Genomic DNA, 10,449 nt, shown 5'->3' with positions numbered 1-10,449 from the left:
CGTGGCTTCAGTCGAACCGCCGCGCTGATGGAAATCCATTAGGGAGAACAAAAACCGCCATATTGCGGAATGGCGGCCCCGCCTGTATCAGTCCGGCGCGCCAGAAAGTCGCGCGTATCTGGGGATCAGCGAGGAGAAGGGATGGCGAAAAACGGGGCGATCAAGCTCGTCGCCGGTAATTCCAATCCTGCGCTTGCGGCCGAGATTTGCAATTACCTGAAACTCCCCATGACCAAGGCGGTGGTGCGCCGCTTTGCCGACATGGAGATCTTCGTCGAAATTCAGGAAAATGTGCGCGGCGCGGATGTGTTCGTGATCCAGAGCACCTCGTTCCCCGCCAACGATCACCTGATGGAATTGCTCATCATCATAGACGCCCTGCGACGCTCGTCGGCGCGGCGGATTACGGCGGTGGTGCCCTATTTCGGCTATGCCCGGCAGGACCGCAAGCCTGGCCCCCGCACCCCGATCTCCGCCAAGCTCGTCGCCAATCTCGTCACCCATGCCGGCGCCGACCGGGTCATGACCCTCGACCTCCATGCCGGGCAGATCCAGGGCTTTTTCGACATTCCGACCGACAACCTGTTCGCCTCGCCGGTGATGGTGCGCGACATCAAGGAGCGATTCGATCTCGCCAACCTGATGGTGGTGTCGCCGGATGTCGGCGGCGTGGTGCGCGCCCGGGGCCTCGCCAAGCGCATCAATGCGCCGCTCGCCATTATCGACAAGCGGCGCGAACGCGCCGGCGAGTCCGAAGTCATGAACGTGATCGGCGAGGTCGCCGGCCATACCTGCATCCTGGTCGACGATATCGTGGATTCCGGCGGCACGCTGGTGAATGCCGCCGACGCACTGCTCGCCCAGGGCGCGAAGGACGTCTACGCCTACATCACCCATGGCGTACTCTCGGGTGGGGCGGTGGCGCGCATCACCTCATCGCGTCTGAAAGAACTCGTCATTACCGACTCCATTCAGCCGACCAAGGATGTGAAGGACGCCGAGAACATTCGCGTGCTGCCGATCGCAAGCCTGATCGGCGAAGCCATCGGCCGGACCGCGAGCGAAGAATCGGTGTCGAGCCTGTTCGACTGAGCGCACCCCGCGGCGTGCCTATGCGCGTCGCATATGCTCCCGTGGCGCCATTTGCTGTGCATTGAGTCAAACTGCCGCAGCGCCGATTGTGGACATTGCCGGGGGCCGCGTTGCTCCGATTCAAAAAATCAACGACCACCTGTCTTGCGATTCAGTTCTGGCTTGGTCGCGCGGAATCGGTGCGGCTATAGTCGAAGCGGCAAGTGATTCGGTGCTTGTGAGTCAATCCGGCCGGATGCGATCGCGGCGGACACGGGCATCCGTGCCAGCTCGGTGCGTGAAGTGTCGGTGTGCGTGCGTAACTGCGAAACACGCAAAGTCTCCCAGGCGGCGATCAAAATGGCATTGACCGACATCGAAACATCGACGCACAGCAGCCCGCTCGATGTCGTCGAAAGAATGGCGACGGTCAATGATTGGGCCTTCGAGCGCGCCGGCGACGACGAGATCAATATCCTCATCAAGGGCCGCTGGGTCGACTATCAGGTGTCGTTCACCTGGATGGGCGAGCTTGAGGCGCTGCATCTGGCCTGCGCCTTCGACATCAAGGTTGCGGAACGCCGCAGAGCCGAAGTGCAGCAGCTGATTGCGCATATGAACGAGCAGATGTGGATCGGCCATTTCGACCTGTGGACCGAGGACGGACTCGTCATGTTCCGCCACGCGCTGGTGCTGACCGGCGGCATCGAGGCGACCGACGAGCAATGCAAGTCCGTGCTACGCACCGCGATCGACACCTGCGAACGTTATTTTCCCGCCTTCCAGTTCGTGCTCTGGGCCGGCAAGTCCGCCCGCGAAGCGCTGGACGCGGCGATGTTCGAGACTTCCGGTGAGGCTTGATCGGGCTTTTTGATCCGTTCATTCCCGCATCAGCACAAATCCAGCATAAGATGCACCGGGTCGCCGCCTTCACGGCGACAAGCGGAAACAAGAAGCCATGACGCAATCCGACAGAATCCGCCTCGACAATATCGGCCTGCTCGCGCTGGTCGGCGCCGGCAAAATGGGCGGCGCGATGCTGGAAGGCTGGCTAGCGCTTGGGCTTGATCCACAGAATGTTGCGGTGCTCGAGCCCAATCCGTCCGATGACCTCGTGGCTCTGTCCATGAAGGGGGTGGCGCTCAACCCGCCTGCTGGTGCGATCTCGAATATCGGCACGGTGGTGCTTGCAGTGAAGCCGCAGATGGCAGCCTCCGTCATGCCATCGGTTGCATCGCTGACAGGTGCGGGCACGCTGGTGCTGTCGATCATGGCGGGGAAGACGCTTGGGTTTCTCGAGGCCGGGCTGCCTGGTGCCGCGATTGTCCGGGCAATGCCGAACACGCCGGCGGCGATCGGGCGCGGTATCACGGTGGCCGTGCCCAACGCAGCGGTGACCGCGGATCAGAAAGCGCGCGCGGATGCGCTGCTGGCCGCTTCCGGCAGTGTGGAGTGGATTTCGGATGAAGCCTTGATGGATGCAGTGACCGCCGTGTCCGGCTCTGGACCGGCCTATGTATTCCTGCTCGCCGAATCACTGGCGCGCGCGGGCGTGGCGGCCGGGCTGCCCGAGGCACTGGCGGCACGGCTGGCGCGCGAGACGGTCGCGGGCGCCGGCGAATTGCTGCATCGCTCGCCGCTCGATCCGGCGACGTTGCGGCAGAATGTCACCTCGCCGGCCGGGACCACGGCGGCCGCGCTGGACGTCCTGATGGCGGCGGACGGCCTCGAGCCGCTGATGCGGCGGGCGGTGGCCGGAGCGGCGGAGCGGTCTCGGGAACTGGCCGGCTGAGAGCCATTTCAGAGCCATGGAACCGCCGCCTTCGGCTTCCTACATCCGACGGCAGCAATCCAACGGGAGCCCGCCATGGCCAACGGCGCCGACCGCCAGACCATCATCGATGCCCTTCTGACGCTGCTTGCCGAGAAACTGCTGGAGCGAATCGGTCTGGACGACATCGCCAGGGCCGCCGGGATCACGCTGGCCGAGCTGCGCGGCGAATTCTCCTCGGTCATCGCGATCCTCGCCGCGCATATGAAGGACATCGACCGCAAGGTGCTGTCGGCCGATACGGCGGATATGGGCGAGGAGCCGCCGCGCGAGCGGCTGTTTGACGTGCTGATGCGCCGCCTCGATGCGCATGCCGGTCACAAGGCCGCCATCCGCTCGCTGATGCGCTCCACCCTGTGCAATCCGGCCCTGGCCCTGGCGATGAACGGGCTCGCCGCCCGCTCGATGAGCTGGATGATGACGGCGGCCGGGATCTCCGCTGCCGGGCCGAAAGGCGCGCTGCGGGCACAGGCGCTGACGCTGATGTATGTGCGGGTGCTGTCGGTCTGGGCCGAGGACGAGGATCCGGGGCTTGCGCGCACCATGGCCGCACTCGACCGCGAACTCGCGCGCGCCGAGCGCTGGTCCGGCATGCTCGACACCATGCTCGCGATTCCGGAGCGGCTGCGGGCAGGCCGCTGGCGCGCCAGGCGCCGGCGCGATCCGAACCCGGACGACGAGATCGTCGCTGCGTAGACGGTCCTGCGCAGGCCGATGCAGGGCTTCGCGGTTCCGGATCGGGAACGTCCCGCAGACTTGCGCCTCATCGTCGGGTCGCTGCGCGATTGCGCTGACCCATCGGCACGGTTTCTTAATATCGGGCTTTGATGGTGCGGCCGGTCGTCCTCCAATGCGGGGACGGCAATTCCGCAATGCAAGGAGATTCCATGTCAGTTGTTTTGAAGGCAGCGCCTGCGCTGCTGCTGTCTGCGTTGTTGTTCTCGCCCGCCGCCGCCGCTCCGGTCGGACCGAACACCATGGGCGCCATTCCCGATTCGCTCGTGATCCAGGTTCGCGATGGCGGCAAGGGCCACCACGGCCGCAGCCATGGCGGCAAAGGCCGTCACGGCACGGCGCATCGTGGCGGTCCGCGCCATGGCCACGGCAACCGCCATTATGGCAACCGCCATCACGGCTATCGCCCGCATCATCATTATCATGGCCGCCGCTGGGTTGCCGGCCGGACCTATTACGTCGCGCCTCCGGGCTGGCGGCAATACGGCGTGGCGCGGCCCTGGAACTGGCAGGCGCTGGGCTGCGTGATCGTGAACGGGTTCTGGTTCTGCCCGTAACCGGCGAACAGTGATCCGGTGATGCAAAGTCCCGGCGTCAGGCCGGGGCTTTTTCTGTTTTGCGCCGCACGGGGAATGGGCTCTCGCAAAATTCCCTCACGGAACAAAGATCGACGGACTGTGTTCAGGGCGAGAAGAACAGCGACACAAAAAACACGAAGCCGACGACGACGGTCATCAGCAGCAGCCATATCCATGGTGCGATGCTTCGCAGCGAAAGATCGGGGTCAGTCCGTTTGGTGCGGTAAATCAGAAAAAGTCCCGCCAGCGATGTGCAGATGGCCGCTTTTACGCAGTCGAATCCCCACGCCGGACTTTCTACCGGCAATATGGCGTAGGAAATCTTGTCGAGCAGGATCACTCCCGCGATTTGCGAGGGATATGTGAGCAAAATATAAACGACCAGCGACAGCAGCCAGACAACGATGAATACGCTCGATGTCCGGTTCCACTCAGCAACGATCTCATCTTTGCCTCTGGCAAAGAACAGAACGACGATGGCTGCAAGAAACAGCAGCAATGCGCCGATGACCGCCATGAAGAGCGTGTCGACCAGCGAAAGGTCGCGATAGAGCGCGGTTGCCTGAGCGGCGGCGGTGTAGAGGACCACTCCAATGCCGCTTGTCAGCATGTTGACGATGCCCTGTGACGGAACGATGGGGCTCCGTCCCGGCGGGATACGTGCTTCGGCGACCGCTTCGAGAAACTGTCGCGTCCAGCCGCCGAATTTGTCGAGAAGGCCGGGATCCGAATTTGCTGCACCGGTCATGAAGTGCCGTCTCAGCGTGTGGCGGTGCGGTTCGGGGCGACCCAGCGAATGTTCCAAGTGCGTGCCCCCGCAATGACGCCATCTGGATAGTCGAGATCGCTAATCGTCACTGTCAGGCTGCCGTTATCGCCGGCTTCGAGATAGGGAATTATCGTTACGCAATAGCCTTCGGTTGCAGCGGGGTAATACTTGATGTGCGATTGAAAACGCGACTCCGTACCTGCGGCAAGTGCGCCGCCTCCGAACCAGCGAAACACCCACGCGCGTGTACCTTCCGCAGGCTCTGGGCTGCGCATTTCGGGGAAATGAAAGGCTGTCCGTCTTGCCCTGGTACCGATGGTCGATCGCTCTTCACCGCGGCGATAGGTGTAGCTGGTATGAAACGTCGTCTCCAGCAGGCTGTCGGAAGCGAGCAGCGTGGACGGGCGGTGGTAGTTGTAGTAGCGCAGGGCATCGACGCTGCCAGTAAAACCGGATCGCACGCGGCCCCGGGTCCGCACCGCATCTCTGGAGAGCATGACATGCCTTGGCGGCTGTGCTCGCTGCGATCCGTCCGTCCCCGTCGATACCAGCCGGACAGCCAACGCGCCCGCGAAGTTGCGCGCAGCACCGGGAGCCGGCGGATTGATGACGTAGATCAGTCGAACTTTTTCATCGAATTCGAGGGATGTCGCCTGCAGAACGCCAGGATACAAGAACGCGCTTTTCAGCACTGGTTTGCCCGATCGCTCACTCCTGCTGAAATAAAGCGCATATAACTCGCCGCTGTTGAGCGGTTGGCCATTCAGCCCGCTGCAAGACTTGGCATGCGCCGCAACCACGCCGTTGAGCGTCGCGGCAGCCACGGCGCAGACGGATACGAATTTCAAACGTGACATCGGCCGCTCCCTACAGCGTCACGTTGTAATGTTACGTTATGCAAGTTTAAATTGCAATAACGATATTGCCTATACCGGCACGCGCACGGTGGCCCGCAGGCCGCCAAGCGGGGAATCGCCCAGCATGATGTCGCCGCCATGCGAGCGCGCGATGTCGCGGGCGATGGCGAGCCCAAGGCCGGTGCCGCCCTGATCCTGATTGCGCGCGTGGTCGAGGCGCAGGAACGGCTTGAAGACTTCCTCGCGCTGGGCCGGGGGAATTCCCGGGCCGTCATCGTCGATGGTGACGGTGAGCCAGCGATGGTCGCGATGGCCGGTGATCGCGATCGAATGCGCATACCGCGCCGCATTGGTGACGAGATTGGCGAGGCAGCGCTTGAAGGCTGCGGACTTAACGGTGACGATCGGCTGGCCGGTGAAGTCCACGCTGGCCTTGTGACCGGTGCGCTCGGCGTCGTCCTTCAGCTCTTCGAGAAATGCCGCCATGTCGGTCGGCGAAGCTTGCTCGCCCATGTCGCCGCGCGCGAAGGCGAGATAGGCCTCCAGCATGCGCTGCATCTCGTCGACATCCTTCTTCAGCGCGTCGATTTCCGGCGCGTTGCCGAGCATGGCGAGCTCGAGCTTGAAGCGGGTCAGGATCGTACGCAGGTCGTGCGAAACGCCGGCGAGCATGGTGGTGCGCTGCTCGATGGCGCGCTCGACGCGCAGCTTCATCTCGATGAAGGCGACCGCCGCGCGCCGGACTTCGCGCGCACCGCGCGGACGGAAATTCGGCATGTCGCGACCCTTGCCGAAGGCTTCGGCGGCGTCGGCAAGCCGCAGGATCGGCCGGATCTGGTTGCGCAGAAAGATGATGGCGACGGTCAGCAGCACCAGCGAGGTGCCGACCATCCAGAACAGGAAGATTTCCGAATTCGAAGCATAGGCGGCGCTGCGCGGCGCCAAAACGCGCATCACCGCATTGTCGAGCTGGATCCGAATCTCGACCAGCGCCGACTTGCCGACGGTGTCGATCCAGAACGGCCGCTTGATCTTGCGCAGCTCGACCGAGAGCGCCTGGTCGAGCAGCGAAAAGAACGGCTTCGGCCCGGGCGGCGGCATTTCCGTGGCAGGAAGGAAATCGACCACAAGGCCGAGGCGCTCCTGCGCGATCTTGCGGATCTGGGCATTCTGGGCGTCCTGCGGATAGCCGCGATAGACATCGATCAGCGCGGCAATATCCGAGACCACCGCGGACGAAAGCTTCTGCGTCACCGAATTCCAGTGCCGCTCCATGAAGACGAAGGCGACCACCGATTGCAGGATCACCATCGGCGCGATGATGATGAGAAGCGCGCGGGCATAAAGCCCGGTCGGCATGAAACGCTTGACCGTCTTGCCAAGCCTGTCCCAGGCCAGGTTCACCCGATAGGCCGCGGTGCGGATCGATTGCAGTCCGGCATCGAGACTGGTCATGACCGTCTCCCCGACTGTCTCCCTGTCCCGCTCGCGCAGTGCCGCTCCCAATCGCGAGCGGCCCGTATCACTGGTTGCGCGATCCGATCCATCACGGCGCCTAGGGTGAGACCACGAGCCGATAGCCGATGCCGCGAACGGTCTGTACGAACAAGGGATTGGCCGGATCGCGCTCGATCTTGCGGCGAAGCCGGTTGACCTGCACGTCGACGGCGCGTTCGTTGACGGCCGGATCGTTGCCGGCGAGCGCAAGCCGCGGCACCGTTTCTCCGGGCGTCGCCGCCAGGACGCGCAGCATGTCGCGCTCACGATCGGTCAGGCGCACGATGTCCTCGCCGCGTTTCAATTCGCCGCGTCCAATATGGAAGACGAAATCGCCGAAGCGCACGGATTCGACCGGCGGCGGCGCGGCGGGCTGCGCCCGTTTCAGGATATTGCCGATCCGCAGCGACAATTCCCGCGGCTCGAAGGGCTTGGCGACATAATCGTCGGCGCCGATCTGCAGGCCTTCGATCCGCATCGCGGTCTCGTCGCGCGCGGTCAGCATCAGGATCGGCACGCTGGAATTGGAGCGCAACGACTTGGCGAGATCGAAACCGCTCTCGCCCGGCATCATGACGTCGAGGATCAGAAGATCGAAATGCAGGCCGTTCAGCTTGGCGCGCGCTTCGGCTGCATTGTCGGCGGTGGTTACACGATAACCTTCGGCCGCCAGAAATCGCGACAGCAGGTCGCGGATTCGCCGGTCGTCGTCGACGACCAGGAGATGCGGCGCATCGTCGGCCGGGGTGGCGGGTGCCGCGCGGGTAATCTGCATCGTCTGAGCCCTCAGGGCTTGTTGTGCCTCAGCCGGTCGGCACGGCTGATAAGCTGCAGCACGTGATCGCGTTCGCGGTTGTCGATCATGGCGATCAGGAAGTTGCGTGCATCCGCGTGCGCGTCAGGGCCCAAATCGGCAAGCGCGCGCGCAATCCGCTCGGTCTGGAGGCTGGCGAGTTTCATCGCCAGCGCTTCGCCTTTGGGCGTGGCATAAAGAAGGCGCTGGCGGCGGTCGCTTTCGCCTTCCTTCTGCAGCACATAACCCTGGTCGACGAGCTGTTTCAGCACGCGCCCGAGCGATTGTTTGGTGATGTTCAGGATATCGAGCAGGTCGGCGACCTTGATCCCGGGATGCCGGGTTACGAAGTGCAGCACGCGATGATGGGCCCGGCCGAAGCCGAATTTGGCCAGAGCGTCGTCGGCATCGCCCACGAAATCGCGATAGGCGAAAAACAAAAGCTCGATCACATCCCAGATCGGTTCGTCCGCCGGCCGGGTCGGGGCGGCTTCCGGGGTGCCGAGACGGTCGCGGAGCGGGGTTACGGACATCGGGGACCGATCACAATTTAGGTCAGCACTATTGACATAATTCCGGAAGATTGTTACCGAAAGAGCAGCTGAAACGAAATATCCTGCCTTCGGCACGCGGCCGGGTCCGGCGCGACAGGCGCGCCGGATCGGTGGGACAATAATGGCAATGGACGCGTCAGGCAAAAAGGGAGCCCGATGCCGGTCCGCGCTGCGCTTCGCCAAGGAGGAAGCCGATGTCCGTGCCCTTCGATCAACTGCCAGGCATGATTTGGTTCGACGGTAAGCTGGTCCCGGGCCCGGAAGCCAGGATCCACGTCCTCACGCACGGCCTGCATTATGCGAGCGCCGTATTCGAGGGCGAGCGCGCCTATGGCGGCGAAATCTTCAAGAGCACGGAGCATTCCGAGCGGCTGAAGAATTCCGCAAAAATCCTCGATTTCGAGATTCCCTACTCGGTTTCCGAAATCGACGCGGCCAAGCGGCTCGTGATCGAAAAGAACGGCATGCCGGATTCCTACGTGCGCGCCATCGCCTGGCGCGGCTCCGAGCAGCTCGGGGTGTCGGCGCAGAACAACGCCATCCATCTCGCCATCGCCGCCTGGCAATGGCCGAGCTATTTCGATCCCGAACAGCGGCTGAAGGGCATCAAGCTTGATCTCGCCGAATACCGCAGGCCCGATCCGCGGACGGCGCCCTGCCTCGCGAAGGCGGCGGGCCTCTACATGATCTGCACCGTGTCCAAGCACCGCGCCGAACGCCGCGGCTTTGCCGATGCAATGATGCTCGACTGGGAAGGCCGGGTCGCCGAATGCACCGGCGCCAACATCTTTTTTGTGAAAGACGGCAAGATTCACACACCGATCGCCGATTGCTTCCTCGACGGCATCACCCGCCGGACCGTGATCGATCTCGCCAAACGGCGGGGCTTCGAGGTGATCGAACGGCGCATCATGCCGGATGAATTGTCGAATTTCTCCGAATGCTTCATTACCGGCACGGCGGCGGAGGTGACGGCGGTGGCGCAGATCGACACGTGGAATTTCAATCCCGGCGGCATCACCAAGCAGTTGATGGACGACTACACCGCCGAAGTACAGCCGAAGTCGCGCGCGGCGTAGTTTAGGTTTTACCTTGTCGCGGTCGTCCCGCGAAGGCGGGGATCTATAACCACCGCTCTGGAATATGGGCCCCCGCCTGCGCGGCGGCGACGCTCCTAATTTGCCGTCTTGTCCTTCGCCCACCGGGCCGCGGCGTCGTCGTCGGTTTCCTTCGCAGCCACCCAATCCTTGCCGTCCGCACGTTCCTCCAGCTTCCAGAACGGCGCGCGCGTCTTCAGATAATCCATCAGGAATGCGGCCGCCTCGAATGCGGCCTGACGATGCGCGGAGACGGTGGCGACGAAAACGATGTTATCGCCCGGAACCATCCGGCCATAGCGATGAATCACGGTGACGCCCATGAGCGGCCATCGCGCCTGCGCCTCGGCGACATGCCGCGCGATCTCTTCCTCGGCCATGCCGGGATAGTGCTCGAGCGTCATTGCGCTGACGCCATGACCCGCCTCATGATCCCGGCAGACACCGGTAAAGGTGACAACGGCGCCGATATCGCTTCGTCCGCGCGTGAGCTTTGCCGTCTCCGCTGCGGCGTCGAAGTCCTCACGCTGCAAGCGGATCGTCGCTGACATCAGCCCCCCGTCATCGGCGGAAAGAAGGCGATCTCTTTGGCGCCTGCGATCGGTGTGCCGGGCTGCACATGTTTGCGGTCGATAGCGGCGCGGATCACCTTCGCATTTTCGAAGGC

General features: G+C 63.3%; 13 protein-coding genes. 6 read left to right on the top strand and 7 right to left on the bottom strand.

What is annotated here, in order from left to right:
• The first annotated feature begins 141 nt into the window (after positions 1–141).
• The 5 genes from ACK41X_RS20745 (at position 142) to ACK41X_RS20725 (ending at position 4,194) form a co-directional block, all read left to right on the top strand.
• Complete coding sequence (locus ACK41X_RS20745; protein ID WP_409727260.1) at positions 142–1,092, top strand: ribose-phosphate pyrophosphokinase; 951 nt, start codon at positions 142–144, stop codon at positions 1,090–1,092.
• A gap of 339 nt (positions 1,093–1,431) precedes the next feature.
• Positions 1,432–1,932, top strand: a complete 501-nt coding sequence (locus ACK41X_RS20740) for a YbjN domain-containing protein (protein ID WP_409727257.1) — start codon at positions 1,432–1,434, stop codon at positions 1,930–1,932.
• Between the two features lie 97 nt (positions 1,933–2,029).
• Positions 2,030–2,863 (top strand): pyrroline-5-carboxylate reductase, encoded by an 834-nt coding sequence (gene proC / locus ACK41X_RS20735; RefSeq protein WP_409727254.1) that lies wholly within the window; start codon positions 2,030–2,032, stop codon positions 2,861–2,863.
• A gap of 75 nt (positions 2,864–2,938) precedes the next feature.
• Positions 2,939–3,598, top strand: coding sequence for a TetR/AcrR family transcriptional regulator (locus ACK41X_RS20730; RefSeq protein ID WP_409727251.1), 660 nt, complete (start codon positions 2,939–2,941; stop codon positions 3,596–3,598).
• Positions 3,599–3,789: 191 nt separating this feature from the next.
• Complete coding sequence (locus tag ACK41X_RS20725; protein WP_409727249.1) at positions 3,790–4,194, top strand: hypothetical protein; 405 nt, start codon at positions 3,790–3,792, stop codon at positions 4,192–4,194.
• Between the two features lie 124 nt (positions 4,195–4,318).
• On the opposite strand, the gene ACK41X_RS20720 is transcribed toward ACK41X_RS20725, so the two are convergent.
• From ACK41X_RS20720 to ACK41X_RS20700, 5 genes are all read right to left on the bottom strand, one after another.
• Positions 4,319–4,963: a hypothetical protein gene (locus ACK41X_RS20720; protein WP_409727246.1), complete on the bottom strand. Its 645-nt coding sequence runs from the start codon at positions 4,961–4,963 to the stop codon at positions 4,319–4,321.
• Between the two features lie 11 nt (positions 4,964–4,974).
• The gene (locus ACK41X_RS20715; RefSeq protein WP_409727243.1) at positions 4,975–5,841 is read right to left on the bottom strand and encodes a hypothetical protein; all 867 of its coding nucleotides are present in this window, start codon (positions 5,839–5,841) and stop codon (positions 4,975–4,977) included.
• Between the two features lie 69 nt (positions 5,842–5,910).
• Positions 5,911–7,296, bottom strand: coding sequence for an ATP-binding protein (locus ACK41X_RS20710; protein ID WP_409727241.1), 1,386 nt, complete (start codon positions 7,294–7,296; stop codon positions 5,911–5,913).
• Between the two features lie 100 nt (positions 7,297–7,396).
• On the bottom strand, positions 7,397–8,113 hold the full coding sequence (locus tag ACK41X_RS20705; protein WP_409727238.1) for a response regulator: 717 nt from the start codon (positions 8,111–8,113) through the stop codon (positions 7,397–7,399).
• Between the two features lie 11 nt (positions 8,114–8,124).
• Positions 8,125–8,664, bottom strand: a complete 540-nt coding sequence (locus tag ACK41X_RS20700; protein ID WP_409727266.1) for a MarR family winged helix-turn-helix transcriptional regulator — start codon at positions 8,662–8,664, stop codon at positions 8,125–8,127.
• Positions 8,665–8,879: 215 nt separating this feature from the next.
• Between ACK41X_RS20700 and ACK41X_RS20695 the strand changes: the two genes are divergently transcribed.
• Complete coding sequence (locus ACK41X_RS20695) at positions 8,880–9,764, top strand: branched-chain amino acid aminotransferase (RefSeq protein ID WP_409727235.1); 885 nt, start codon at positions 8,880–8,882, stop codon at positions 9,762–9,764.
• A gap of 95 nt (positions 9,765–9,859) precedes the next feature.
• Here the strand turns inward: ACK41X_RS20695 and moaE are convergent, their stop codons facing one another.
• Positions 9,860–10,333: a molybdopterin synthase catalytic subunit MoaE gene (gene moaE / locus ACK41X_RS20690; protein WP_409727232.1), complete on the bottom strand. Its 474-nt coding sequence runs from the start codon at positions 10,331–10,333 to the stop codon at positions 9,860–9,862.
• The coding region (locus ACK41X_RS20685) for a MoaD/ThiS family protein (RefSeq protein ID WP_409727263.1) at positions 10,333–10,449 on the bottom strand (117 nt) is incomplete at its 5' end. The genes moaE and ACK41X_RS20685, both read right to left, overlap by 1 nt.

The organism is Pseudorhodoplanes sp., assembly GCF_046289595.1.
Lineage (GTDB): Bacteria > Pseudomonadota > Alphaproteobacteria > Rhizobiales > Xanthobacteraceae > Pseudorhodoplanes.
Note: the sequence above shows the minus strand (reverse complement) of the source record. Positions and strands in the feature narration are given on the sequence as shown.

Coding starts and splice junctions, on each gene's coding strand:
- ACK41X_RS20700 (WP_409727266.1), bottom strand. CDS start 8,664: ATGTCCGTAACCCCGCTCCGCGACCGTCTCGGCACCCCGGAAGCCGCC.
- proC (WP_409727254.1), top strand. CDS start 2,030: ATGACGCAATCCGACAGAATCCGCCTCGACAATATCGGCCTGCTCGCG.
- ACK41X_RS20710 (WP_409727241.1), bottom strand. CDS start 7,296: ATGACCAGTCTCGATGCCGGACTGCAATCGATCCGCACCGCGGCCTAT.
- ACK41X_RS20730 (WP_409727251.1), top strand. CDS start 2,939: ATGGCCAACGGCGCCGACCGCCAGACCATCATCGATGCCCTTCTGACG.
- ACK41X_RS20740 (WP_409727257.1), top strand. CDS start 1,432: ATGGCATTGACCGACATCGAAACATCGACGCACAGCAGCCCGCTCGAT.
- ACK41X_RS20705 (WP_409727238.1), bottom strand. CDS start 8,113: ATGCAGATTACCCGCGCGGCACCCGCCACCCCGGCCGACGATGCGCCG.
- ACK41X_RS20745 (WP_409727260.1), top strand. CDS start 142: ATGGCGAAAAACGGGGCGATCAAGCTCGTCGCCGGTAATTCCAATCCT.
- ACK41X_RS20715 (WP_409727243.1), bottom strand. CDS start 5,841: ATGTCACGTTTGAAATTCGTATCCGTCTGCGCCGTGGCTGCCGCGACG.
- ACK41X_RS20695 (WP_409727235.1), top strand. CDS start 8,880: ATGTCCGTGCCCTTCGATCAACTGCCAGGCATGATTTGGTTCGACGGT.
- moaE (WP_409727232.1), bottom strand. CDS start 10,333: ATGTCAGCGACGATCCGCTTGCAGCGTGAGGACTTCGACGCCGCAGCG.
- ACK41X_RS20725 (WP_409727249.1), top strand. CDS start 3,790: ATGTCAGTTGTTTTGAAGGCAGCGCCTGCGCTGCTGCTGTCTGCGTTG.
- ACK41X_RS20720 (WP_409727246.1), bottom strand. CDS start 4,963: ATGACCGGTGCAGCAAATTCGGATCCCGGCCTTCTCGACAAATTCGGC.